Source organism: Virgisporangium aurantiacum (assembly GCF_016863635.1).
GTDB classification, from domain to species: Bacteria; Actinomycetota; Actinomycetes; order Mycobacteriales; family Micromonosporaceae; genus Virgisporangium; species Virgisporangium aurantiacum.
This window is the reverse complement of sequence record NZ_BOPG01000089.1, coordinates 23,281-48,621: the sequence shown is the minus strand read 5'-3', so window position 1 is coordinate 48,621 and position 25,341 is coordinate 23,281. Positions and strand designations below refer to the sequence as shown.

At 66.7% G+C, this 25,341-nt stretch carries 16 protein-coding genes and 2 pseudogenes; 7 read left to right on the top strand and 11 right to left on the bottom strand.

Going from position 1 to position 25,341, the window contains the following annotated elements:
• The first annotated feature begins 844 nt into the window (after positions 1-844).
• Positions 845-4,678, top strand: a complete 3,834-nt coding sequence (locus tag Vau01_RS53245; RefSeq protein ID WP_204009241.1) for a P-loop NTPase fold protein — start codon at positions 845-847, stop codon at positions 4,676-4,678.
• A gap of 23 nt (positions 4,679-4,701) precedes the next feature.
• Here Vau01_RS53245 and Vau01_RS53240 read toward each other — a convergent pair whose 3' ends face one another.
• Together Vau01_RS53240 and Vau01_RS53235 are read right to left on the bottom strand one after the other, a co-directional pair.
• Positions 4,702-4,878: a hypothetical protein gene (locus Vau01_RS53240; RefSeq protein WP_204009239.1), complete on the bottom strand. Its 177-nt coding sequence runs from the start codon at positions 4,876-4,878 to the stop codon at positions 4,702-4,704.
• 214 nt (positions 4,879-5,092) lie between these two features.
• Positions 5,093-5,956 (bottom strand): GAF domain-containing protein, encoded by an 864-nt coding sequence (locus Vau01_RS53235; RefSeq protein ID WP_204009237.1) that lies wholly within the window; start codon positions 5,954-5,956, stop codon positions 5,093-5,095.
• Between the two features lie 652 nt (positions 5,957-6,608).
• Between Vau01_RS53235 and Vau01_RS53230 the strand changes: the two genes are divergently transcribed.
• Complete coding sequence (locus Vau01_RS53230) at positions 6,609-7,664, top strand: integrase core domain-containing protein (protein ID WP_239152716.1); 1,056 nt, start codon at positions 6,609-6,611, stop codon at positions 7,662-7,664.
• Positions 7,665-8,016: 352 nt separating this feature from the next.
• A complete protein-coding gene (locus Vau01_RS53225; protein WP_204009233.1) occupies positions 8,017-8,214 on the top strand; it encodes a hypothetical protein in 198 nt (65 codons plus the stop codon).
• Between the two features lie 316 nt (positions 8,215-8,530).
• Here the strand turns inward: Vau01_RS53225 and Vau01_RS53220 are convergent, their stop codons facing one another.
• Entirely contained in the window at positions 8,531-9,580 is a 1,050-nt protein-coding gene (locus Vau01_RS53220; RefSeq protein WP_204009231.1) for a hypothetical protein, read from the bottom strand.
• An 80-nt stretch (positions 9,581-9,660) separates the two neighbouring features.
• Between Vau01_RS53220 and Vau01_RS53215 the strand changes: the two genes are divergently transcribed.
• Positions 9,661-13,170, top strand: a complete 3,510-nt coding sequence (locus Vau01_RS53215; protein WP_204009230.1) for a tetratricopeptide repeat protein — start codon at positions 9,661-9,663, stop codon at positions 13,168-13,170.
• Here the strand turns inward: Vau01_RS53215 and Vau01_RS53210 are convergent.
• Positions 13,159-13,731 (bottom strand): helix-turn-helix domain-containing protein, encoded by a 573-nt coding sequence (locus tag Vau01_RS53210; protein WP_204009229.1) that lies wholly within the window; start codon positions 13,729-13,731, stop codon positions 13,159-13,161. The two genes, Vau01_RS53215 and Vau01_RS53210, sit on opposite strands and share 12 nt — an antisense overlap.
• A gap of 1,337 nt (positions 13,732-15,068) precedes the next feature.
• On the opposite strand from Vau01_RS53210, the pseudogene Vau01_RS53205 reads away from it, so the two are divergent.
• Positions 15,069-15,197, top strand: a pseudogene (locus Vau01_RS53205) (flavodoxin-dependent (E)-4-hydroxy-3-methylbut-2-enyl-diphosphate synthase); the annotation flags it as partial.
• Positions 15,198-15,227: 30 nt separating this feature from the next.
• On the opposite strand, the gene Vau01_RS53200 reads toward Vau01_RS53205, so the two are convergent.
• The 4 genes from Vau01_RS53200 to Vau01_RS53185 are packed head-to-tail and all read right to left on the bottom strand — an operon-like array spanning position 15,228 to position 17,706.
• Positions 15,228-15,665 carry an SRPBCC family protein gene (locus tag Vau01_RS53200; protein ID WP_204009228.1) on the bottom strand — a complete coding sequence of 146 codons (438 nt, stop codon included), beginning with the start codon at positions 15,663-15,665 and terminating at the stop codon, positions 15,228-15,230.
• 16 nt (positions 15,666-15,681) lie between these two features.
• Positions 15,682-16,845 (bottom strand): RNA polymerase sigma factor, encoded by a 1,164-nt coding sequence (locus Vau01_RS53195; protein WP_239152714.1) that lies wholly within the window; start codon positions 16,843-16,845, stop codon positions 15,682-15,684.
• A 43-nt stretch (positions 16,846-16,888) separates the two neighbouring features.
• The gene (locus Vau01_RS53190) at positions 16,889-17,230 is read right to left on the bottom strand and encodes a YciI family protein (protein WP_204009226.1); all 342 of its coding nucleotides are present in this window, start codon (positions 17,228-17,230) and stop codon (positions 16,889-16,891) included.
• Positions 17,227-17,706: a VOC family protein gene (locus Vau01_RS53185; RefSeq protein WP_204009225.1), complete on the bottom strand. Its 480-nt coding sequence runs from the start codon at positions 17,704-17,706 to the stop codon at positions 17,227-17,229. Before Vau01_RS53185 ends, Vau01_RS53190 begins: the two co-directional genes overlap by 4 nt.
• 774 nt (positions 17,707-18,480) lie before the next feature.
• Between Vau01_RS53185 and Vau01_RS53180 the strand changes: the two genes are divergently transcribed.
• Complete coding sequence (locus Vau01_RS53180; protein WP_204009224.1) at positions 18,481-18,894, top strand: hypothetical protein; 414 nt, start codon at positions 18,481-18,483, stop codon at positions 18,892-18,894.
• A 52-nt stretch (positions 18,895-18,946) separates the two neighbouring features.
• Here Vau01_RS53180 and Vau01_RS53175 read toward each other — a convergent pair whose 3' ends face one another.
• Both Vau01_RS53175 and Vau01_RS53170 read right to left on the bottom strand, forming a co-directional pair.
• Positions 18,947-20,551, bottom strand: a complete 1,605-nt coding sequence (locus Vau01_RS53175; protein WP_204009223.1) for a hypothetical protein — start codon at positions 20,549-20,551, stop codon at positions 18,947-18,949.
• Positions 20,552-21,111: 560 nt separating this feature from the next.
• A complete protein-coding gene (locus Vau01_RS53170) occupies positions 21,112-22,812 on the bottom strand; it encodes a hypothetical protein (protein WP_204009221.1) in 1,701 nt (566 codons plus the stop codon).
• 242 nt (positions 22,813-23,054) lie between these two features.
• On the opposite strand from Vau01_RS53170, the pseudogene Vau01_RS65110 reads away from it, so the two are divergent.
• A pseudogene (locus tag Vau01_RS65110) lies at positions 23,055-23,515 on the top strand (hypothetical protein); the annotation flags it as partial.
• Positions 23,516-23,826: 311 nt separating this feature from the next.
• Here the strand turns inward: Vau01_RS65110 and Vau01_RS53165 are convergent.
• A protein-coding gene (locus Vau01_RS53165; RefSeq protein WP_373320457.1) for an IS3 family transposase occupies positions 23,827-25,262 on the bottom strand; the annotation gives its coding sequence in 2 pieces (ribosomal slippage) (positions 23,827-24,923 and positions 24,923-25,262; 1,437 coding nt in all).
• Between the last annotated feature and the right edge of the window lie 79 nt (positions 25,263-25,341).

Below are 25,341 nucleotides of genomic sequence, written 5' to 3'. Positions count from 1 at the left end.
CGTCTCCTGATCGAGCAGGCGGTCGGCTTAAAATCGGCTGATTGAGCGAGTGCGGGTCTGTTGGATGACCCGGGCGGACTCCGACAGATCTGCATCTGCGAGTGCGTCTGACCGGCGCATCGTCTTCAACTGGCGTGACGGGGCCTGTCCGAGAACCAAACGAACCGAGTCCCCGCAGGGCCGGTTCTCTCGGCCGATCATGATTTCCGCATGACCGACCATTCGAGGAATCACGGAAATGAATCGAAGCTAGTTGTTTGATCCGCCTGGCGTGGCGGCCGCCGTTCGTGACCCTAAGTGCCAGTACTGCTACCTAATGTAACGCGTCTGTTGCGGCACGTAGGCGTGCAGGCCATTCGGTGGAACCGTTATGGGTGATGGGACTGAGCCTGACGCAATCGTTCGGGCGGCAGCCGAGCGATTCCGGTTTGATATGACGAGGTTGACCGCCGAGCGGAGCGACAGACCGGGCCGCGGACACCGTAGTTGCGGCGCGGGCCAAGGAGTGCGAGGTCTGAGGTTGACGTTACGAGTCTTGGCAGATCCGGGCACGACCGGTTGCCGCGCTGAGGCGAAGCGGACCGTCGCGCCTTCGCATGGTGGCCGTCATTGAAACGCTGTTCGCGGGCGCTGGGGTCGTTAGCGGAATGGCCCGCGCGGTCCCTGCGGATGTCGTCGTCGGGATCAAGAGCGGAGGCCGCGCGTTCAGCGAGCCTCATCGCAAGGCCTACCGCGAAAGACACATCGTCAAGCGGAACGTGTAACCCGCGCGTCGCGTAGCGGCCGCGCCCCTGTTCGTTGTAGGAAGGGCGGCCTCATCGTCGTGTCAGGACCGATTCGAGCGTTGACCGAAGTCATGCTCTCGCCTGATAGATCAGTCATCGCCTCGGCGGGCGAGGACGGGCACCTCGGCTTCTGGGATCCCGCAACGGGCCGACGGGCACGCGGCTACGGCGCGTTCCGCACCGATCCCATGCGAGCGCTGACGAGCCTGCGCCTGCCGACTGGCGAGCACGTGCTCGTGTGGGGCGACCAGCGCTGCGACCTCAGGCTGTGGGACATCGAGAGCCGCCGATTCATCCACGAACCGATGCGAGGGCACCAGCGCTCGGTCCTCGCCCTTGCCTCGTTCGCGGCGTCGGATGGCCAGTCGCTGCTCGCATCGGCGAGCGGGGACGGCACCGTCCGGGTGTGGCAGCCCGGTGTCGCCGAGCAGATCGCGGAGATGACCGTCGGCGACGGCCGTTCGGTGTCCGCGCTCACTTCCGTCCCGACGCGCAACGGTCAGATGCTCGCCACGGCCGGCGAGGACGGCGTCGTCCGCTTGTGGTCGCCCGAAACCGGTCGGCTGATCAGGTCGCTGCCCCTGCGCCACAGGGGCGCGGTATACGCACTGGCCTGCGTTCCCACGAGCGACGGCGGCGTGCTCGCGTCGAGCGGCGAGGACGGCCTGATTGTCACGTGGGACCTGAACGCCGACCAACAGCTTCAATCACCGATGGCGGGCCATCACGGCGCGGTGCACGCCCTCGCCGTCATCACGAACGACCCCGACAGGGGTACGCTCGCATCGGCCGGTCAGGACGGCACCGTCCGTTTCTGGGACGTCCTGGCGGGCCGGCCAGCGAGCCGTCCGCCGCTGACCGGCCACATCGGCACCGTGTTCGCCCTCTCCGCCCTGCGATCGCGCGAAGCGGCGACCATCCTGGCCTCCGCGGGCCGGGACGGTCGGGTGCGGCTGTGGGACCTGCACAGCGGCGTCTCCACCGTCGATCCGGCGACCGGATGGATCTGGGCCGTCGCGCCGGTCGCCTTCCGCGACGGTCATCTCCTCGCGGTCGCCGACGACGACGGCGGGATTGTTATCCGCGATCCCCTCCGATCGGCTCCGGTACATCGGATCGAAACCGAGCCCGGTAGGGCCGTCTTCGCCCTGACGACCGTCGCCGTCGACGATGGACGATCCCGCATCGCCGCGGCCGGACAGGACGGCACCATCAGAGTGTGGGAGCTTGGCGCCGGCGACGGGCCACAGCCGGCGATTTCGAACGGCACCGGTGCTCCGATCTACACGATCACCACCGTCCCGATGCCGAATGGTGACACCGTCCTCGCCGCAGCCGGCAGAGACGGCAGGATCCGGCTGTGGGATCCGGTCACCGGGCAACGCGTCGGTGCGCCGATGGCCGGTCACACCATGCCCGTTCGAGCGCTCACGACCGTACGGCTGTCGGCCGACGAGGTACTCCTGGCCTCGGCGGGATCGGACGGTACCGTGCGGTTGTGGGACATGGCGACACTGGCCGAGCGGGTCGCACCCCTAACCGGACACGTGGGATCGGTGTACGCGCTGGCCGCGACGACGCTCCCTGACGGTACGCCGTTCCTGGCGTCAGCCGGCCAGGACGGCTCCGTCCGACGATGGCTCGACCTCACCACCACGCCCCGGTGTGACGTACTGGTGCAACGCAGAAGCTGGGTTCTCACCCTCGCCGTCATACCGACCTCCGACCGGCGGACTCTACTGTCCTGGGCAGGCAGCGACGGCGTGGTCGGCCTAACCGACGCGACCGGCCCACGCCGGTCGACGAGCCTGCACGAGACACCGTCATCGGTAGTGTTCTGCGTGACGCCGTTCCCGGTCGCCGGCCGCGGGCCGCTGCTCGCCTTCGCTGGTTCCGCGCGACACGTCGGACTCCTCGATCCCACGACGGAGTTTCGGTCCGTTCTCTTCCCAGGTTCCGCCGACGGCGCCGCCGACACCGACCAACTCGACCGGGGTGACCTCGTTGCAGCGCTCGCGTCGACCATCAGCACGTCGCGGTACCAACCCGGCGGTGTTCCCACCGATGCCGTCGGGCCGACGGTCTGCTCGGTCGAAGGGGCGTGGGGCTCGGGCAAGACCAGCCTCCTTCGGATGGTCGAAAGCGAACTGCGCGAGAGTGGTCATCCGCAGCCCACCGAACGCCGGCGTACCCCGACGTTGACCGCGGCCCGGGCTGACGCCCGGCTCGGCCGGCCACAGCCGCTGAAGTCGGGTGTGCGGCTCATTACCAAGGCGATGGGGTGGGTAAAGGCGGCGGGGCGTCGGCCGACCGTGGAACCACAGGCGGATCCGCCAACACAGCGCCGGGTCACTGCGTGGTTCAATCCGTGGGCGCATCAGACCAGCGAACAGGTGTGGGCGGGGCTCGCGAACGCGATCCTGCACGCGGCCGCGCCGGTGCTCTACCCGACTGACCGGGAGCGCGAGTCCTACTGGTTCAGTCGCAACGCCCGCCACGTCGACGTCCGGGCGCTCCAGCGGCTGTTGCGCCGCCGGACGATATCACCCGTCTTCGCGTTCGCGGCGTTCGCACTCCTAGCGCCGGCGGCGGCCCGGCTCCTGGACCCACAAATCCGCTACCCGATCAAGGCAGCTTTCATCGACACGAAATTGCACGGCACGCATGTCGCTGTCATTCTTCCTGTCGTCCTGTTCCTTCTCGGGCTTCTGCATTGGTGGTTCAGGTATGTCACCAGCCGCGCGTCTCGATGGCTACCACCGGAGCTCTTCGGCGGCCCGTTGTCCAGCGGTGGTGCGGGAACCACCGGTTGGGGTCTGCCGCTGCCGGTGGTCGACCCGTTGTATCAGGCCCGGTCCGGTTACTTGTACCTGCTTCAGCACGACATCGCGGAAGTCCTGAGCGACCTTCGGACGTCCGATGTGGAATTGGTCGTGTTCATCGACGATCTGGACCGGTGCGGTCCCAAGACGACGGCGGAGGTGCTCGAAGCGGTCAACCTGTTCCTCTCCGATCAACTGCCGCACTGCCGTTTCGTTCTAGGGCTCGACCCAGTCATCGTTGCGGCGCATCTGGACTGCATCTACCGCGACGTGACCACACCGACGGATCTGCTGCACCCTGAGGATCCGTCGCCGGGTTGGACCTTCCTTCGCAAGCTGATCCAGCTTCCGATCGCACTGCCCCGTCCCGACGACGAGACGACGGACGGACTCGTCGATCATCTGCTGGGCAAGGAGATCTCGACGACGGTGGAGCTGGAGCCGTTGCGCGGTGCGTCGGCGACGGGAATGCCGTCGGTCGAGGAGGCTTCGGTCTGTGTAGCTTCGGGCTCAGAGGTGTCGGTGCCGGGCGACGACGATCCGGCGCCGGTGACCGGTGTCGGCGCCGACTTCGGCTGGAGTGAAGACGAACCGGTCGCCGCGACCGATGACGACTCCCTGGCGGCCATCCCGATCGTGACGACGGCTCCGCTGGAACGTCATCCCGAGGTGCGCGAATTCCTCCGTAGGCGGCTGGGGGCATACGCACATCGGTCGGCCCGGGACATCAAGCGGCTGCTAACGGTGTGGTCTTTCTACGCGCAGGTACTCGATCAGCGGTTCCCGCGCAGCGGAGAGGCTGCCGTCGATCGCGCCAGACATCTCCTGCTGCTGGCGGAGATCGTCACGCGATGGCCGGCGCTGCAACGTCGGCTGCACGCACCGATCGACGCGGGCCGCGGTCTCGGCCTGCTGGTGTCGGCGGCGAACGACGACGTCGCCTGGGGACGCGCGATCGGCCAGCTGAAACTCGACGGACGGCAGGATTCCACGGCTGTCAAACAGCTGCGGATCGCGTTGCAGGGCGACGACGCCACACATGCCGCGGCGCTGGCTGTCCACCTCTGCTGAGACCACGTCCCGGCCCGGGCCTGTCAGCGGGCCTTGGATCGGGTGAACCGGGCCAACGCGAACGCGGCTCCGCCGCCCGCGCAGATGAGTGCTACGACCGCCTGGGTGGAACGACCGAGGAAGAACAACGTGATCGCCGTACCGGCGTACAGCGCGGCGCCGGCAAGGTGCATCAGCGTCAACGGGGACCAGTGAGCCACCCGGCGGATGGAAAGGTCCGAGATGACCTGTGGCTGTTCGTCGATCACCGTGGGGCGGTTGCCTAGATAGGCATCCCGGCCGAGGTGGCCCTCGATGTACAACCGACCTTCGTCGGACCTCAGCGAGATCGACCTCGGCCGGGATCCCGTTTCGACTTCGGACCCGGATCGCGCAGAGCTGAGGGATTTTCGGAGTAGCAGTCGCCCGGTGAACCTAGTCATTGCTCGACCCCACTTTGCCGGTCGTGTCGTCGCGCTTCTGCTGCGTTGGCACACCGGGAACACCTTCGTCGCCGATGGCACCATTGTGCCCGAGAAACTCCGTCGCGTAACCACCCAGATGCGCAAGAGCGACGCCTAACGAGCGAGCCAGAAAAATCAAGAGACGAACATCGTGACTTGTCAGCGACATCGGGATGTCCGAATCGACGATGAGGATGCCGTACTTTCTGGCACTGGTACGGACCGGCGTCAGGATCCTCGAACGGTAGCTACGAGCCTGATCGTCGATGTCCTCCTCGTGCAGTGCCTCGTCACTGCGGGCGATCTGCACCACCCGACGATCCGGATCATCATCGGAGTCAGTGAACGACAACCGGGGTGGGTCGCCCCGGAACCCTTCCGAGTCGTACCGGCGCAGAGCCATCCCATCGGGTGAAAGGCTGTACAGCACGCTTCGGATCGTTCTCCTGGGGAACGGGTTCAACCCGCACTGCTGGTGCGCCAGGGCCAGGATCAACGACACAAACCGGCGGGCCTCGCCGTTGCGCTTTTCACCCGGAGGTATGGCGATCAACGCCGCCAACGGCGGCATGACGTTGTCGACAACCTCGTCGAACCGATCGACTGTGCCCTGGAGGATGACCGCCACCTCGTTGAGAACCAGGTGACTCCATACCGCCACGTACGTGGCGCCGAGGATCGCGGCGATGCCGAGCAGACCGGAGTATGTCCTTGCCGAGCCACGCAGAAAGACAGCGCCAATCAAGAACAGGGCCGCCAACGTCGGCAGGATCAGAACCGACGCGGCCAGGGCCCTTCGCCTCCGGCTGCCGTCACCCAGGGCGGATTCCGCCATGCTTGAAGACCGTCCCCTCCTTCATAACACGATGTCTCATCAACGAATTGGCACCCGACCGGTTATCGAGGCGACTACCAGTCCGGCTGCGCCCGTGTCGACGATCATGACGTGGCCAGTACCTCGGTCGGCAGATGCTTCGCACCGGTGAGTGCAGGGGCTGCACGCTGTCGGCCACCTGCTGGGTCTGCCGGCCGCTAACCCCCCGCTAACCCGCATCTGCTAGGAAGCGAAGGCACCACTGCAAACCTACTGCCAGCACAGCGAAAGGACCTCAGCATGACCGCCGTACCCGTCAGGCTCACCCGCCGGCCCACACGACCGGCCGTGCCTGCCAGCGGACACGGAAAAATCCGGGTTGGCGGACAGTTTGGTCCGGGCTGGCGGACATGAGAATTCCGTGCCCGCGGTCACATGATCTTCCGGAAACGCCTGACTTTCGTCGATGAACGGGAGATCCCCTCGGTTGGGGTTGGCTGCTGATTGCTGATCAGGTAGCCGACCCGTTCCGAGGGGATCCGTGACCAAGTCTGACAGGGAGATCGTGGAAATTTTGGAGGCGTTCGATCTGACCCTGTACCGTGCCAAAACTCGTCGCACGGTGTGTGAGCTGGGCCGACGGCCGGGTGGGTGATGGTCGGGGTTTGTGTTCGTGCGGTTGTTGTATCGGGTGTCGGTGCAGGTGTTCGGCTGGCTGGCGTCACTGACCCGTGACGACGAGGCCAAGACCGCGGAGCTGCTGGTCCTGCGTCACGAGGTGGCGGTGCTGCGCCGCCAGGTCGGTCGGCCCCGGCTGTCGTGGCCGGATCGGGCGGTGCTGTCGGCGCTGTCCCGGGTGCTGCCGCGTCGCTTGTGGGCGCATCGGATCGTCACCCCGGCGACGCTGCTGGCGTGGCACCGCAGGTTGGTCCAACGACATTGGACCTACCCGAACCGGACGGGCCGGCCTCCGGTCAGCGGCGAGGTCCGCGACCTGGTCCTGCGTCTGGCGGAAGAGAATCCGCGCTGGGGGCACCGCCGGATCCAGGGGGAGCTGGTCGGCCTCGGCCATCATGTCGGGGCCGGCACTATCCGACGCATCCTCGCCACAGCCCGGCTCGGGCCGGCACCCCGCGGCGTGGACACCCAGTGGCGAACCTTTCTCCGCGCGCAGGCGCAAGGACTGCTGGCGGTCGACTTCTTCCACGTGGACACGGTGCTGCTGCGCCGGCTGTATGTGCTGGTCGCGATGGAGGTCGGGACACGAAGGGTGAACCTGCTCGGCGTCACCGCGCAGCCGACCGGGGACTGGTGTACCCAACAGGTCCGTAACCTCGTGATGAGCCTGGGCTGTCGCATCGACGGCTTCCGGTTCCTGATCCGGGATCGCGATGGCAAGTACACCGGCTCGTTAGACGCCGTCCTCGCCGACGAGGACATCGAGGTGGTCAGGATCCCGCCGCGGACGCCGCGGGCGAACTGCTACATCGAACGGTTCGTACGGACCGTCCGGCACGAGTGCACCGACCGGGTGCTGATCTACGACGAGGGCCACGCACGGCAGGTCCTCGACCAGTATGTCGCCCACTTCAACCGGCACCGCCCGCACCAGAGCCTGGCCCAACATCCACCTGAGCACGACCCCACCGTCGTGATCCCGCTCGACGCGGCGATCCGACGACGACGCATCCTCGGCGGCACGATCAACGAGTACCACCGAGCGGCCTGAACCCGGTTCCACCACCAGCCGAAACGAGTTCTGGCACGGTACAGGACAAGCGCACCAGTCGTGGGGCGGTACGGCGGTGGAATCCGAAAGCCCAGTGGGTGATCTCGACCTGCGTCGCTCATGAGCCGCTGATCAGCGAGGCCGACTTCGTCAGGGCGCAGTCCGTCAATGCTGTGCCGGCCCTGGCCGACTACCGGTACGCACTCACCGGGCTGGTGATCTGTCGCCCGTGTGGACGGCGTTACGACGCGCACTGGTACACGGGCATCCGGGGTATCGGTGCAGGCACGGAAATGTTAGGGCAGGACCAGCGCCGGCCGGCGGGCCGAAGCCGATCTACCTCCGGGAGGACGTGCTCGTCGCCAAGATCGGACTGCAGGCCGCAAGTCCGGCCGGAGACGCTGGCGCCGATGCCGGTGACATGGCAGCCTACCTGCGGGCCAACCATCTGACCGTGGTCTGCGACAGGAACACGATCATTATCACGAGCCAGCCGACCACAAGCCTGAGCCTGGCACTGAAACAGCGACCCCCACCTGATCCGTCATGAACCTGACGACCACGGTGGGGGTTAACGTGTCCGAGAGAGAGATCGACACCGTAACTCCACGCGGACTATGCCGCGTGCGCCTGATGGGAGCGCGCTGTTGGCTTGGTCGTTGATGTCCGCGGTCGGCGCGTCGACAAACGCGGTGTGACGCGCTGTCTGCGTTTGCAGGTGAGGTGGGTACAGGTGTACGAATCCCAGCCAATCCGGAGGATGCAAACACGTTCCTCCATCGTCTCAGGCGAGGCAATTTCCGGCGAGCTCCCGGCACAACCGCAGCCGGAAAACCGTCAACGGCCGAGCCCGCTCGACGAGCCGGTCATCGCGCGGCAAGAATGCGTTCGGCTAGCAGATATCTTTCCTTGCCGGGCCGTATGTGTCCGCCTGGACCACGCTGCGCCTCGACAGCATTGGTTAGACGCTGCTTCTGGCCGGCGTCAAGGGATTCGAGCAGCATGAATGCCGTCAGTAGCGCGTGATATTGCTCAAACCCAGAACGCGACTCGCCGATGGCTTCTAACACGCAGTCGAGATCGGCCAAATGCGCTATGTCTCCCTGCATGAGGCCGAGTGCGGTGATGCGGTCGCCGTCGCGCCCCGAGTCGAACAGGGCGCGCACCTGGTCAGCATTCCAGCGGCCGATGGCAGCCTCGTGCCGTGCAGTGGATACTGTCCGCTCCAGTTCGTCGGTGCGGCCTGGTCCCGATGGCAGGTTCCGTCGGGTCGACTCGTATCTACCAGCTGGATCCCCGGCTGCGGCGAGCAGTTGGATCGCTTCCTCCCTGAATTTGGCGGCCTGTACGTCAGCACCCTTCTGCTGTGCCTGGTCCGCGGCGAGCAGCAGATCGAGAGCGTGGTCTGCGGATGACAATGCGCGGCCGAGATAGAGCTGCGTGAGTAACCATCCGCCGAGAAAACCGAGGATCGTGAAGTAGCACAGCAGTGCACCGCCGAACGGCACGCTGGTGGAGGTGCCACCGAGCGCGGGGGCGACACCGCGCAGCAGCCTGCCGCCGAAAAAGATGAGCTGGTCGAACTGAACGAGCCCCACGCCTACAAGGATCTTGGTGAGCCAGTCAGAGATTTGCTCGAGGTTGGTGTTCGCGCGGTACCGACGGCTGGAAGGTGCACCGTCACTGCCGGGGCCTGCGGCGGCTCGGGGCACACCGAACAGAAAGCCGAGTAGGCCGCCCGCAACCGCAGATGCTGCGGCCAGCATGAACGCCGACGCCAGCACGGATGCGAATTGGTCGGCCGATACGGCATAGATGACGATCGCACCCGCTCCGACCCCAACCGAGACGATTCCCCAGATCAACTCGGTGCGGCCGGCGGCCCGTCCGATCTCCCCACCGCTAGATCCGGCCATGTCCCTACCCTTCGAGTGATACAACCGTCACACTGTGTCAAGGTGGCGATGCCTACGTCAATCGTTGGTCGGGAGGGACGATGATCGATGCGCCGCTCGACCCAGAACTGCGTCGCCTGCTGCCCCGGCAGGCGTCCGGCATGTTGGAGACGTGGTGCCAGAACCTGAGACAGAGGGTCGAGTTGGTTCGTCAACTCGACGGCGGGTTCACGCCGGCGCTGGTGGCCAAGGTCATCGTCTCGAACGCGGACGGCACCGACGCGCGCCCTCTGGTCATGAAATACCTGCCACCCCGCGAGCGGACGAGGCTGGAGTACAAGCAGTTCGAGGCGGCCACGACCGCTGCGCCCCAACCGTTCCAGGGAAGGCTCGTGGGCGTACGAAAAGGGCATCTGGTGACAGTTGCGCGTGACTCGATCATCATTTTCATGGAGTGCGCGACGCTTGGTGGCCGTGAACCTGACCCGCTGAGCGTGCTCCTTGGGGACGAACGGCTCGGTGCCGCCTGCGAAGGTGTGGTGAAGGCCATTGTCGAAGACTGGAACGGTGCCCCCGAGCGGCAGGTCAAGCAAGAGACGGCCGACGAGTATCTGAAGGAGATGGCAGGGTGGACCTGTAAGGCGCGGGGTCCGCTCCACGAATGGCTCCGGACGAACTGGCCTGAGCTGCTCGACAGGGGCCGCGAGCAGTTGCCCGGCGACGGCGATACCCTTCCCAATCCTGTGCATTTAGTCCGGTATGGCGGTGCCCTGAGGGGACGTACGATGCTGGTCCTCCGGGGACACAGTCACGGCGACCTGCACACCGAGAACATTCTGATTCCGGCCGCGCGCACTGGCGCCCGCCACTTCGGACGTTTCTTACTGATCGACCTGTCCACGTACCGAACGGATGGCTTCCTCGCGTACGACCCCATGTACCTCGTCTGCTCAATCCTCGCGAGACGCATGGAGGATCTGCCTGACGACGGCGCACCGCTGATCGACCTGATGCTCGGTGAGCGCAAGCGATCTCGGACGTTTCCTGATGACATCGGCCGTGTGGGGAGGCTCGTTTCCCGTGCGTGCCGACGGTCGATCCTTGCCGACAATTGGACTCTGAACGACTGGGAGCCCAATCTCCTGCTGGCGCTTACCGGGACCGCGCTGATCTTCGCGGGTCGGAAAACCTCGGGCGGCCTGCGGGCCAACCGGTGGTTCGTCACCTTTGCCGCCCGCGCCGCGCAGGAGGCGCTCAACCGTCTGCCGCCTCCGGAGCCCGCACGCGTTAGAGGTACGAGAGAGGGATTTGCCTCCTGGGCTCATCTGATCGACGATGTGGCGTTTCGTATCCTCATCGTGGCGGGCCCGGAAGGGATCGGCAAGACATATGCCCTCCGGCGGCGCCTCAACGCCCTGCAGCAGGCTTCTGAAAATGATCTCGCCGTGCGCCCAATCGACATCCATGCGGGGTCCACGTTCGGTGCGGCTGACCTAGTAGCGGCGCTTGAACAGGCATTCGGCCGCAAGAACAGCCCGTTGGCAAGTGCATCCGGCCGCTCGGGCGACCTTCTTCTCGGCCGGCTCGATCCGCTGCTCGATCGGAACGCACATCAGCGCGTAGTCGTGGCGCTCGATTCGGCCGATCACCTGGTTGACCGATCCCGGGCGCTTCGCGACGTTAGCCTCGACGATGCCCTGCAGCTGCTATCCGACCGCACCGACCATCGGGTCTCAGTGCTGCTCGTCGGTCGTGAGCAGCCGAAGCGCAATCGTGGATGGGTCGACGACGCCGACGTACACAAATTTGACGAAGGGCTGACAAGGGAGGAGTTGAAGGCGTTCTTCGCGGTCCTGGACGGCAAGGGCGTCTACCGCGTGGCCCACGTCGGCGATGCGACGTGGGATCTGCTGCACGAACGGACCCGTGGCAATCCTCGCGCGGCCGAGTTGATGTTCGCGTTGCTCGACTTCACCGAGAGCGAGTTCGAAACGCTTGGCGACGTGGCCGCGTTCGTGGCCGGAGTGCAGCCCACGGATGTTCTCGATGCTCTATTCGGCGCAGTTCTGGAGGGCCTGGACGACCTCCACCACCAGGTCCTGCTGACTCTGGCGGTATACAGGATCGCTGTGGGCGTTGATGCGGTCCAGACCGTCGTCGGTGCGGAGCGTGTCGGTAGAACTCTTCGGAGGCTGGCCGCTAGAAATGTTATCAGGCAAGACGATCATGGCCGTTTCTACCTGCAGGCGCCGGACGACAGCCGTGTGATTGACGCGCTGGGCGGTGAGGCCGCGATACGGGATCTGGGTATGCGCGCCGAGGCGTACCTTGCTGGCATACCGGTTGGGCGAATCGAACGCCTGCCCGATCTGTGGGCGCACCGTGCGCGCATCGACATCCTGATCTCGTGCGGCGACTTTTCCGGAGCAGTCCAACTCATGGACGACGTTGAGGAGTACCTGCGGAAGTGGGGCTACAGCTGGCTTCTCATCGATCAGCGAGAACGGATACGGCCCCATCTTCGTAGCACCGGTGATGTGCTTGCCAACCTGAACTGGCTCGCCGCGGAGTATGTGGAGGTTGGCCGCTTCGACGAAGCGGAGAAGCGCTATCGGGAGGCGCTGGCGCTGGCTGACGGTGCTCGGCACATGCCACGTCGAAAGCGCATTCTCACCAATCTGGCGGGTGTGCTGTTCCAGCGTGGCGACATCGACGACGCCGTCACAACCTACGAAGATGCATTGTCAATCGCACGTGAGAATGGTCGGCCGGCCGAGGAGGTCGCGCCGCTCGAGGGGCTCGCCGGCTGTTATCGCCACTACGGCGACTTCGCTGCTGCCAAGGAGTGCCTCGAAGAGGCCCTACGGTTGGCGGGCGACGTGGAGCGGCGAGGCGGGCGGGTCATGGGGCTGCTGCTCAAGCTGGCCCGTCGCGACATCGAGTGTGCCCGATACGGCGAAGCGGGGGATCGCATCCGGCAGGTGGCAGAAATCCTCGACGAGCGTGCCGATCCACTGACGGCGTGCCACCGCTACGACATCGAGGCGGACCTCAACCTGGCGCGCGGGGAAACAGATCTGGCGCTGGTGTTCGCGCGACGCGCCGCCAATCTTGCGGCGGACCTCGGAGACCCACGCGTCTTCGTCCAGGCCCGTACCACTCTGGCCGCTGTCTACCTGGACGAGAGGCCGCCGCGGCTGAAGGAAGCCCGGCACGAGATCGAGGTTGCGGCCCGACGACGATCCATCGGGGACTCGCTGCTTGTTCTCGGCATGCAGGCGTTGGTTCGGACCCTGCTGCGGGAACCGGAGACCGGGGATGTATTCGACCGGCTCCGCGATGAGGCCGTCGCCCGTCGGCGCAGAGACGGGAAAGACTTCGCGGCCTGGGACTTCGAGGGCTTCGCGCTCTGTGGTCTGGTCCTGAACGGTCGGGCCTCGCTGTCCGAGGCGGAGTACGCATTCGATCGGGCGCGCAGCATTTGCCGCCCGGCCGGGTTGGTCGACCGCCTCGGTTCCCTCCTCAAGACTCTCGACGCGGGAAGCGGCCGGCTTGAGCCGGCGATTGCGGCGGCGTTGGGAGACCTTGGAGGGGCGCCCTCAACCGCGTAGCCAGCCCCGTTCGTAGGCCCGCATCAGCGCCTCCGTTCGGGTGCGGACGCCGAGGCGCTTGTACAGGCCGTGGAGTAGACGGAACATCGCCCGCTCGGAGTAACCGACGTCGTTGGCCAGGGTGGCGACGGTCGACCCGCCAGCCAGCGCCCGGAGCCAGCCGATCTGGTCCGGCGGTGGCCGGTCGCCGTTGTCCGGCTCGTCCGGCTCGGTCGAGAGCATCCGCAGAACCTCCTGCGGGAGCGTGGCGTCGCCATCGGACAGCCCGGCCATGACGCGCAGCACCGAGTCGGGCGATGCGGACCGGCTGATGACTGAAGTCGCCCCCGCGCGGACGGCTTCAGCGCCGCTGGCGGCGGTAATCGACGCCAGGACCGCGACCACCGCCACGCCGCGACCAGCCCTCCCGAGTCGGGAAAGCATTGCCCAATCGAGATCATTGTCCACAGTGAGCAGCACGGTAGCCTGCTCGTAGCGCCGAGCCCACCCGAGCGGATCGGCGGGGGTCTCTACTTCGTGTCCCGCCTTGGCAAGCAGCGCCACGATGCCGTAACGGAACATCGGTAGAGGATCAACAACAGCCACCCGCACGCTCAGCCACCACTCCCGTCGCCGGCATTAACCGCACCGATCATCGACGGCGTGCGGCGCGTCGGGAAGCTGGATGCTCGGGCGTGTCACGAGATGGCGGGAAGCTGCTGGCAGAACACCGCCATCCGTCGTACGTAACGTCACTTGTAGATCACATTTAGTGAAGTTGGTCCTGGACCTGCGGAAGTTTTCCCACCTAGCGTCAGCGGCGAGTCGGCCAACCAGGCCGGATACGTCTCGCGGCGGGAGGGGCCATGCTTTACGACCGTGACCGGAACGGCACTCCGCTCGAGCCTGTCCGCGCCAACGACGACCGGCAATGGACGGTGCCTCCTGTTGCCGAGGCAAGACTGCGGTCCTTGGGCGGCGTAGACCGAGTCTTGGTCGTGCTGGGCGATGCCGCCAGGGAGCGAGGTGGCGGTTCCTTCCCCGGTGATCGGGTTTGTGAGGCGGCCGGTCTCTCCTGGGACAAGGACAACCAGACGATTTTCGGCCAACTGGTGCGGAGTGGGCTGATTAATCATCAGACATGGGATGACGGCGACTACTTCTCGCTTACCCAGTCCGGGACGGAACGCTTCGCTCAGCTGAACAGGCTGGGTCTACCTGGTACGGCCGAAAGAACCATCCCCCACCCGCCCGGGCCGGAGCGTGGCCTTCCAGGCCTGTAGCGGCCGGTCTGCCGGTCGGCTTGACGCTAATGCTGGAACACAGTGGCCGCCATTCGACCAACGACGACTGCTGGAATTACCTCACCTCGCCGAGCACCGAAGTCGGTGCTACAAGAGGTACTTCGCCAAACGGACCACCTCGTCAACGGCATCTTCCAGTCTGAGCATGGCTACAAGATCGATACGGATGGTCTCAGCCGGCGCCCAGTATGATGCAACGGGTGCGGCGCATCTGATCTGGACTAACGTTGGGGAACCCGCACCTCCGTGCAGCCGGCCTTGGTGACCGCGCAGATCGGTTAAATCGGTACAGACAGAAAGATTCCAATCAGCTGCCGGTGAGGGGTGCACCGAGACGGCGGACACGGTGCCGAAACCCCGCTTGTGCGGTGGCTGCTGGCAGATGGGGTTGCGGCAGATGCTCTGCTCGGTCTGCTGCGCGCAGGTCGGACAACGATTTCCGAACAGAGGCGGGACTGTTGCCAGGGCGCTGCTGATGCAGATCGGAGCGTGGCCCGTGACTCCGCACGGACACCCCGCGCGGCTCGGAAACCCAGGCGGAGGACCGGCGACCGGGGGAAGGTCACAATGCTCCTGCGGCCGCTTCGACCAAGCGGTGCCGTTGCGCCGCGACAGCGTGCGGTTCCGGAGTCGGTCATCGTCGAGACGCTCGTCGAGGAGGCGCTGCGGCTCGCCGACGAGATGGGTGTGGAGCTGCCCGAGGACCTCCGCGGGCTGAGCGGCCCGACGGTCACCGTCCACTGACCGCGAGCGTCTTCGCAATGAGGGAAGGATTCAGCGTTCGAGGCGCTGTTTGAGTGCCGCCAGGTTGGCGGGCATCTCCTTTGTCGCTTCCCGACGGACGAACAGCGGGACGAGGACCTTGCCGATGCCGTGGCCGGTGAAGTCGACCGAGATCGTGAGGCGGGACCGGTCGTCGGTGATTGGTTCGACGCGGAGGTCGACGACGGCTCGGATCGGTCCGTCGATGCCGCGGACGCCCCAGGTGGCTGGCGGGTCGATGTGGGTGACCTCGGACGTGCTGGAGCGGTTGGCGCCGCCGATGCGTCGGGTCGTCATGCATCGGGTTCCGACGGTGGGTGGGCCGGAGCCGTCCATGTGGCCGTCGATGACGCCCTTCTGCCATTCGTGGAAATGGGTGGGGTCGATGGCGTAGGCGTACACGTCCTTGGCGGGTCGGTCGACGTCAATGCTGGTGATGATCGGTGCCATGTTGGCCTTTCTGCTGTCATCTCCAGGTGAGTCGTTGCTGGAGAAGGGATTGTTCTGCGGGGTTGGCGGTGCGGGCGAGGGTGCGGATGTCGGCCTCGCGTGCCTCGTCGGTGCGGCCGAGGTCGCGTAGGAGTTCGGCGCGGGTGGCGTGGAGGAGGTGGTAGTCGTCGAGTTGGTCGGCCAGGGCGTCTGCTTCGGCGAGTGCGGCAGCCGGCCCGGCGACGTATCTGAAGGCGACCGCGCGGTGCAGCCGGGTCACCGGTGACGGTGCGACGTAGAGCAGGATGTCGTAGAGCACGACGATCTGTGCCCAGTCGGTGTCCTCCCATCGCTTCGCCTCGGCGTGGCAGGCGACGATGGCCGCCTGGAGCTGGTACGGGCCTGGTCGCTTGTGTGCGGCGGCGCGGGCGATCAGGTGGCCGGCGTCGGCGATCGCATCGTGGTTCCAGCGGGACCGGTCCTGGTGCGGCAACTGGATGATGTCGCCGTTGAGGTCGAACCGCGCGGCGACCCGCGCCCGATGGAGCCGGATGAGAGCGAGCAGCCCGGCCACCTCCGGTTCAGTGGGCATGAGCTGGTGCAGCATCGCGGCGAGGAACTCGGCGTCGTCGGTGAGGTCCCGGGACTGGGCCTGAGCACCCCCGCTACTCAGGTAGCCCTCGTTGAACAGCAGGTAGATCACCGCCAGGACCTCGGCCAGCCGACCGGCGAGCTCATCTGCGGCCGGGATCCGGTACGGGATTCCGGCGTCGCTGATCTTGCGTTTGGCCCGGGTGATGCGTTGTCCAACGGTGCTCTCCGGGACGAGGAACGCCTTGGCGATCTGGGCAGTGGTCAGCCCGCACACGACGCGCAGGGTCAGGGCGACCTGGGCGCTGCGGGGCAGCGCCGGGTGGCAGCAGGTGAAGATCAGGCGCAGCCGGTCGTCGGGTTCCGGTTCGGCGGGCCACGGCACGAGTGCGAGCTTGTCTCGGTGGCGGATCTCCCGCCGCAGGACGTCGAGCCCCCGGCGGCGGGCCACGGTGAACAGCCATGCGTCGGGCCGCTGCGGGATACCGTCCACCGGCCAGGTCGTCAGTGCCGCCTCGACGGCGTCCTGGACGAGATCCTCGGCAGCGGCGAAGTCGCCGATCAACGGCACCAGGGCCGCGGCGAGCCGGCCCGCGTGGTCGCGGACCACGCGGGCAAGCTCAGCGTGTGGGATCTCCGTCAAGATATGCGGCTCAAGACGCGATCGGCCGGATCTCCACCAGCGGACAGGCGGGCCACGACCGGGCGATGCGCAGCGCCTCGTCGAGGTCGGCGACATCGATCTCCGCGTAGCCGCTGACGACCTCCTTGCCCTCGACGAACGGGCCGTCGGTGACCAGCGGCTCGCCACCCTCCAGCCGCACGGTGGTGGCGGACTCGGCCGGCATGAGGTGGGCGTGGTGGGTGATCTTGTCGTGGTTGTCCATGAACCACTGCTGCACCCGGCCGTAGGCGCGCTCACGCTCGGGTCCGTCCATCGCCGCGAGATCGGCGGCGAACTGCTCGGTCTCGACGAACAGCAACACGTACTTCATTCGGCGCCTCCGAACATCGCGGCCATCCGCTTGCCCATCTCCTCTTCGCTCACATCCTCCACGTGCGAGGCGACCGTCCACCCGTGGCCGAACGGGTCGATGATGTAGCCGTCGCGGTCGCCGTAGAACTGGTCCTCCGGAGCCCGCTTCAGGGTCGCGCCGAGCTCGACGGCCTTGGCCACGGTGGAGTCGACGTCCTCGACGTAGATGAACTGGAACACCGGGCTGCCGGCCAGTCCACCGGCAGGTGGAGCGGTGGTGCCTGTGTATGGGTTCTCGTCTTCGACTATCAGAACCGAGTCGCCGATCTCGATCTCGGCGTGGGCGATGGTGCCGCCTGGGCCGGGCATCCGCATCCGCTCGGTGGCGCCGAACACTGTGGCGTAGAAGTCCAGTGCCTTCACGGCGCCCTGGACGACGAGGCAGGGCGTTACCCGGCGGTAGCGCTGCGGAATCGGGTTGGGCTTGGCTGTCATCTTTCCTCTTTCGCGGTTGGTGTTGTATGGAACGTCGCGGTCCGCGTCTTCATTGGGTAGACGACCGGCGGGTGCCACGATCCGACAACGGCGAAAAGAATCTTGAAAGACAGCCAGGAGCGGCGGGCTCCGGCGTCGTCCCGCTGCTGTTTGGCGCCAGCCAGGAACGCATGAACCTGACCGCCGCGAACGCAGATGGGGCAGCTGCATACCGCTGAGCTGGGCTGACTCAGATTGGATTGCAAGATCATATGCCGGCCTCGCCATCCGTCCTCGGGCAACTCAGCGGGTGCCACCTCCTTGCCGGCCGGTGCTCGCCGCCTGGCTGCTCGTCCCATGTCACGTCCGGTTGAAGGTAGCGGATGATCAAGGAGTTGACCGGAAGACCGGCGAGCGGGACCGCCGAGGGGTCAAGGTCTCGCGGGCCTGCCCATGACACCCCAGTGATCATGAAGCCGGTTTGCGACGCGATCGTCAAAGGAGCCCAGAGCAGACTCATCGACGTTCGACCCGGCCGAGACGTGCCGCTGGTCAACCAGGGCCTTGTAACCGGCGCATCGTTCTGCGGACGCGTGACCGGCCCCGGCGGGATGGTGCGGTCGACCGTGGTCCGTCGCTGTGAGGGCGGGAACCGTGGGGGTGCGTGCCGCGTCGGATCGGGGTGTGGGCAATGGCGGAGGTCGGTCCGGGCTGGCCGTGGCGGTGCTGTTCACAGTGCTGGCCGGTTGTTCGGCGGGCGGGTCTGTACCGGAACCGGTGGGGTCGGTGACCGGCATGGCGTCGCCGGCAGGCCCGGATCCGTCGTCGGGCGGATCGGTTTCGGTGTCGGTGGACGCCGGGCATTATCCGGCGGGTCGGGCGGTGATCGTGGTGAGCGTGCGCAACGGCGGCCCGGTCCCGGTGTTCACCGACGATCAGAAGAGCGATTGCACCGTGGCATTGTTGGAGCGCCGGATTGGGCAGGGCTGGGTGGGGTTGCGGGCCTGCGGAGCCGAGCGGGCACCGGCGGTCGTGCACCTGGAACCCGGGGCGGTGCACGTCGCCCGGATTGATCTGGGAAGTGAGAACTTCCGGCCGCAGCCGGTGACGCCGGGCACGTATCGGGGGGTGGTCGGCTACCGGCCGGCCGCCGAGCCGTCGGGTGAGGAGCCGCAGTTGGCGGTCTCGGCGACGTTTGTGGTGACGTGACGGTGCAGTTCCCGGCGTTGGGACCGGGGACTGCACCGTCCGGCTTTGAGATCTAGAAGCAGGCGCTGTCGAGTGTGCTGCCGAACTCGACGTAGCGGGCGTTGACGTGTGCCGACGTGGTGTTGCCGTTGAGCATTGCGTAGTTGGTGGCCACCCACGCGTTGGTGCAGCGGGCGTTGGTGCGCACGGTGAAGTAGTCGCCGTAGCGGCCGTCTGCACGGTTGTGGGTGCCCGAGGCGGTCAGGATGACGGTGCCGAAGTGGATGGCGTCGGCCGGGGTGTCGTCGACGCCGACGAAGCCCTGCGCGGCGCTGCCCCCGCCTCCGGCCCGTCCGCCGGCGGCAATGGTGATGCCGAGGTCACCGAACACGTTGCCGCTGACCGTCGGGTAGCCGAAGCAGTGGTCGGCGTTGAAGATGTGCGGTTCGGAGAGCAGCACCATGTCCGAGCGGCGGAACGAGGCGGCCCGCACGTGTCCTTGAGTGACACCGCCACCGGCGGAGGCGTTCCAGAACCAGGTGACGTTGGCGCCGTGCACCGCGCCACGCATCCGGAACCCGGCGGCGGAGAACGATGTGGTGCGCTCGATGAAGTCGAAGTCGCCGGTGCCACCGCGGCAGTCGGGGTTGTTGAAGGTGGAGGTCTGGATGGTGCGTACCACGTTGGTGATGGTGGTCGAGGACTCCGGCCAGGTGAACGCCCGCATCGAGGAGGTGCTCTCGATGGCGGCGAAGTACATGGTGGTCAGGTTCGCCGCGCCCTCGACCGGTGTGAGGATGCGCTGGCCCACGGTGCCGGTGTGGGTGAACGTGTTCGTCGTGGCGGTCATGCAGGCCGACATCTGGGCCAGGTCGAACCGGCGGATCTGTGCCGCGGTCCAGGTGCTGCCGTTGGTCAGGTTGCTGCTGCTCAGGTACAAAAACCCGGAGGTCAACGCAAGGTGCGGGTAGTCGGGCAGGACGTTGTCGGCCGCGCCACCGGGGTCGATGAGATAGGTGCACAACGGCGCGGCGTTGACCGCGTCGCGTACGAAGATGCGGATGACGCCGTTGGTGAGGGCGGCATTGGTGTACAGCAGGATGCTGAAAAAGCGGTCCCGTGGGTGGGCCCGCACGACGTCCTGGTCGCAGCAGGCGTTGGGGGCGTCGGCCGGCCCGGCGGGCAGGGCCACGTCGGCCCAGTTGACGCCGTTGTCCAACGACGACGAGGCGTAGGTGTTGCCGGTGTAGAAGACGGTGTTGCCCTCGTTGGCCGCGGCTGGCTCAGCCAGGGTGCTACTCACCGCGGTCGCTCGATCGTTGGCCTCGTTGCGGCGGATGAGCAGGGCCTGGGTCCCGATCGCGCCGGGCAGGTTCGTCGGTTCCACGCCGACCTTGGCGTCGGGAGCGGCCGGCCCACCGGGCGCGGCGGGCTGCGCTGCCGCCACCTTTTCGCGGACCTGGTCGAGCCGGTCGGCGAGGGCGGCCCGGTCGGCCGCGCGGGACGTCGACGGGCTCAGGGGTCCCTCTGGGCGTACTGCGCCGGTCGCCGCAGATACCGAGGCACCCGCGGGCTCGGGTGCCGCGGCCGCCGGTGCGCCACCGACCGCCACCAGGATGCCCGCCAGCACCGCCAGGGCCGCCGCGGCGGGTAGGGGTCGCGCGGGTTTCGCCATCATGTTGCCTCCTCGGAACGGCGGCGACTTCTATCGCCGAAAGCATTCTGATGGCTATCGATGTCCAATCGGTCGGCCCTGTCGTATCCAGAACTTTGCCTGGTCGTTTCGCCGGATGTATGGTTCGATCCGAACATTCATCGAGACTCGTCGATCACGATTGGCTGTCAAGGGCGTGAGCAGGCAAAGGGCGATATCGAGATCGGCCCCATAGGGCCGTGCCTTTGCTCCAGATCAGGCCTCCCGTGTCGCCTCACCCCTCGTTCGCTCGGGCAGCGTGCCCCAGCAATTCAGGGGAACTGTGGACACGCACTTGATGTCACATTTCGCAAAATCTGCCCGGCGCACTTTTTCTTTCTCCATCAGCACATCACGCCCCTGAAATACATGCCCCATTTCGCGAACCGCGCACCGACCCGGCGTGGCCGATCTTCTCCACGCCGAGAGGATCGGCCGAAGCCTGTACCTGCACGCCGGTTGTAACGGCCCGGTCCCTGGACGGCGGGCTGGCGGGCGCGCTCGGGGTCTGCGCGCCCGCCTTTTGCTGGTTCTGCGGTCGACGGTTAGGGGACGTGCTGTGCGATGCGGGTGCGCCATTGGCAGGTACCGGAGATGGTTACCGCTTGTTCTCCGGCGATCCACTGGGTGTTCAGGTTGGGGTCGGTCTGGGCGCCGGAGTAGTCACCGCTGCGGGCGGTGGTGGTGCTCGGGGCGGTGGCGGGCAGTGTGCATGTGCCGGGTGCGTAGGTCTGGACCCTGGTCCAGCCGCCGCCGGTGCTGGCGATCATCGCCTCGGAGCTGAGGAAGGCTCCTGCCCCGCTGAATTCCCACGTTGCGGCGGCCTGCAGCGCCGAGTTGGGGGCGATGCTGTTGTGGTGGACGAAGATGTTGTCGCCCAGGCCGGTGAAGACGTTCACCACGATGCTGGCGGTGAGGCCGCCGGTGGCGGTGGCGCCGACCGCCACGCGGGGGGTCAGGGTGCAGGATTCGTTGGCTGTTCCGCCGGTGAAGTTGCAGACCGTGGTCAGGGTTCCGATCACGGTGTTGCCGATGGCGCCGGTCTGCAGTATCCGGTTGTCTCCGGTGTCGATGAGGACTCCCGTCCCGCCCGGCTGGGGTGAGTCGGGTGGGACACCGTATCCGGTGCTGGTGAGGATGAGATGGGCCAGTGTCGGTGCGCCGCTGGCGACGTTGCGGACCCGCCATACGTGGTACTGGTTGCTGGTCCCGGACGTGGTGCTCAGGAAGTACGCCGGGTTCGTCGTGTTCAGGAACGACGATGGGCTGGTGTAGTGCTGGGCCGGTTGGATGGTGAACTGGGTGCCGTCACCGGCGGTCGCGGCGGGCTGGAAGGTGAAGAACGGGATCGTCGGGCATGAGGCCGCGTTGTTCTCCGCGATGGTCTTGTTGAACGTCCGGATGATCGCGAAGGTGAACGTCCGGTTGGTGAACCGGAACTGGTTCGTGGTCACCGAGAAGCTGTCCGCGCCGGCGCCGAGGCCCGGGTAGTCCGACCAGCTGGCGTCCGCGGTGCCTACGTTACGGCGTCCCTCGATGTTGTAGAAGCACCAGCCGGCGGAGAGGCTGGCCGGGTCGGCGGCCCGGGAGATGGCGATCCAGATGCGCGAGACGTCGTCGGCGGCGTTGGTGTTGTCCCGCCCGGCCACCTGCAGCGCGGTGACGAAGACGCGCGGGTTGGCCGCGTTGCGGTCGTAGTAGACCTTGGGGTCGAACAGCCGCCCGTCGGCGATGGCCGCGCCGGTGAAGGTGTTCAGGTCGAGCGTCTGTAGCGCGGTCCCGGTGGCGGTGGACAGCCGCACCGCGCTGTTCGTGGCCTCCACGATCCGGTTCGGGCTCTTGCCGACGATGGTGTCCGGCGGGTTGAAGACGGAGCCGTTGTTGGCCGAGCCGGGCCGGTCCAGCCCATTGAAGAGAGTCGTCACGACCTGCGTCGTCGGCCCGCCACGAACCGGCGGCACGTCCGGCCGGTCGCCGCTCGGCGCCGTGGCAGCAGCCTTCTTCTGCTGCTGGTAGGTCTTCGAGTCGGTCGCGGTCAACAGTGGGGTCGGTGTGGACTCCTCGCCGGGCGTCACCTGCGTTTGTGCGCCGCCCTTGTCCGCGTCGGGCGCGGGCACGGCCTGCCGGGCCTCGGCGGATGCCTCGGCCGCTGCGGCAGGCTCCGCCGCCCCGGCGGCGGGCAACGGGCCGAGCGCGCCGCCAGCAATCACGAGGATGGCAATGCCCAGAACTGATCGACTTTTCATTGCTCTTCTCCTTCGCATCGTGGGACAGAGCAACAGAGTCCGAACGGGGGTATCGTCTACGCCGCTGTTGCAACCACGTTGCATCCCATTGATCGTCATCACAGTGACCGAGGGTGGCGCGCGTAGTACTGCACCCCGGCCCGGAGGAGATCGGCGCCAGGCGATCTCGCCGGTCTGCGGGCGGTCCACGACCCGGTCGACCACGGCATTCGCGATGCGCGCGCTGGTCCGATGTGGAGCGGGCTGAGCACCCCACAGTCGGACTGGTTCTGGCGACGCTATCGCTGCTCGTCATGCCGGTGCTGTCCGCAGCGCAGCGGCGCACTGGCCGGGCACTCGGCTCGCAGCCGGCGATGGCCGACTCCGAGCAGACCATGCCGTGCACCTATCTGTCCCGAGCGCTGTTGGTCGGACTCGCCGTCAACTCACTGTTCGGCTGGCGGCGGGCCGATCCGCTCACGGCTTTGTCATCGCCGCAGCGGCGGTCCAGGAAGGCTGCGAGGCATGGGGCGGCGACACCTGCTGCACGCCCACCGCCGGATTCACGTCACCGGCCGCCCCCAACGCGGGCGACGGATGCGCCGACGGCCGCTGCACATCAGAGGAAGCATCCGCACCTGCCGTCCGTACGCGGACGCTCACGAGGCCGACGGCCATCCTGATCGGGGCCGGACCATCCGGGCGGATAGCCCACGACTTCTGATCGACAGCCCACAATGCCAGGCCGAGCGGGTCACCGCGGTACACGGATTCTCCAGCCCCGTCCGGATACCTCGTGGTCAACAAAGGATCTTGGCTGAATCGTCGGGCTGAGGCAACGTTCCAGCGCCCGGCTGGCCCCGCTTGTCTGCGCTTGGCCAAGGCCCGAGCGACGATCGTGCATGCGCCCTGTTCCGTGATTCGCCACCGTCGAGGGTCCGGGCCTGCAACGACGTTGCGCGCACGGCGTCATCTCCGGCGCTGTTGTTGTTGTGCGGCCCTGCGGTGCGCGTCAAGATTTTTGAGGCAGGAAGTTCAGGGATTCATTGGCTGAGCCGTCTGGCAGTTCCTGTTCTGTTCGGGCGGTTGGTTGATCCAGACGGCGGTGGGTAGCGCGACGGGCTCGGGTGGCTTGTTGACGAACCGGTCGGGGTTGCGGGCGTAGGCGGCGGTGAGGACCTCGGCGCGGGCTGCGCGGACCGTTTCGGCTCGTCCGTGGTGGACGTCGATCGGATGCAGCCAGGCGATACCGGAGTGGTAGTGCTCGGCGTTGTACCAGGCGAAGAATCGTTGGCAGAACGCTCGTGCGTCAGCGATGGAGCCGAACGTGTCGGGAAAGTCGGGCCGGTACTTGAGAGTTCGGAACTGCGCCTCGCTAAAGGGGTTGTCATTGCTCGTATGCGGTCGGGAGTGCGACTTGGTGACCCCGAGGTCGGCCAGGAGGAACGCGACCGGCTTGGACGCCATGGACGAACCGTTGTCGGCGTGGATGGTCAGCTGATCGCGGTCGATGTTCTGCTTGGCGATCGTGTCGGCGAGGAGCTTCTCGGCCAGCACCTTCGACTCGGTCTCGGCGATCAGCCATCCCACGACGTACCGCGAGTAGATGTCGATGATCACGTACAGGTGGTACGAGGTCCACTTCGCTGGCCCGTGCAGCTTCGTGATGTCCCACGACCAGCACTGGTTCGGTTGGGTGGCAACAAGTTCAGGCTTCACCCGGGCCGGATGGACGGCCTGACGGCGGCGTTCCTTCACCTCGTTGTGGGCGTGCAGGATGCGGTACATGGTCGAGGGCGAGCACAGGTGCACCCCCTCGTCGAGGAGCTCGTGGTAGACGCTGGCCGGGGCCATGTCGACGAACGTGGCACCGTTGAGTACCGACCGGACCGTGGCCCGCTCGGCCTCGGTGAGCGCTCGCGGCTGTGGCCTGCGCTCGCGCACCGGCCGTTGCGGCTGCGGCGACTGGCGGTGACGTCGGTAGTGGTTGGCCTGTGGCCGACCGGCCGCCTTGCACGCTCTGCGGATCGACCCCAGCACCGGGGTCAGCTCCGTGATCGCGTCGTCGGTCACGGTGTGGGCTCGCTCCCGCTGGGCTGGCTGTCGGTCGCGAGTTCGCCCAACAGATCCGAGAGTTTTCCCTGAATATCAATGACTTTCCGGGCCTTGCCCAACTCGCCCTCAAGATGCAGGACCCGCTGACGCAGCCGGGCCAGCTCCTTGTCCCGCGTATCCGCCGGCGGACGCCCCGCCGGCCGGGCCAACGCCTCCTTCACCGCCTGGTCACGCTGGGACCGCCACGCTGCGATCAGCGACGTGTAGAGGCCCTCGCGCCGTAGCAGCGAACCCTTCCCGGCCTTGTCCAACGCCTCGTACTCTTCGAGGATCTTCGTCTTGTACGCGGCCGAATAACGCCGGGTCTGCGCTCTGGCCGGGACTTCCGGATCGGGCACCTGGTTCGTAGAACTCACAGCGGAGTAGCTCCCAGCTCGCCCTCAAGGATCAACATTTCTAGCCAAGATCCTGCCTCACTCGATCTTGACACAGAGG

Bases quoted from the DNA above. Each gene is read 5' to 3' on its own strand.
- Vau01_RS53235 (WP_204009237.1), bottom strand. From the start codon at position 5,956: ATGGCGGAATCCGCCCTGGGTGACGGCAGCCGGAGGCGAAGGGCCCTG.
- Vau01_RS53220 (WP_204009231.1), bottom strand. From the start codon at position 9,580: ATGGCCGGATCTAGCGGTGGGGAGATCGGACGGGCCGCCGGCCGCACC.
- Vau01_RS53215 (WP_204009230.1), top strand. From the start codon at position 9,661: ATGATCGATGCGCCGCTCGACCCAGAACTGCGTCGCCTGCTGCCCCGG.
- Vau01_RS53210 (WP_204009229.1), bottom strand. From the start codon at position 13,731: ATGTTCCGTTACGGCATCGTGGCGCTGCTTGCCAAGGCGGGACACGAA.
- Vau01_RS53200 (WP_204009228.1), bottom strand. From the start codon at position 15,665: ATGGCACCGATCATCACCAGCATTGACGTCGACCGACCCGCCAAGGAC.
- Vau01_RS53190 (WP_204009226.1), bottom strand. From the start codon at position 17,230: ATGAAGTACGTGTTGCTGTTCGTCGAGACCGAGCAGTTCGCCGCCGAT.
- Vau01_RS53185 (WP_204009225.1), bottom strand. From the start codon at position 17,706: ATGACAGCCAAGCCCAACCCGATTCCGCAGCGCTACCGCCGGGTAACG.
- Vau01_RS53180 (WP_204009224.1), top strand. From the start codon at position 18,481: ATGGCGTCGCCGGCAGGCCCGGATCCGTCGTCGGGCGGATCGGTTTCG.
- Vau01_RS53175 (WP_204009223.1), bottom strand. From the start codon at position 20,551: ATGATGGCGAAACCCGCGCGACCCCTACCCGCCGCGGCGGCCCTGGCG.
- Vau01_RS53170 (WP_204009221.1), bottom strand. From the start codon at position 22,812: ATGAAAAGTCGATCAGTTCTGGGCATTGCCATCCTCGTGATTGCTGGC.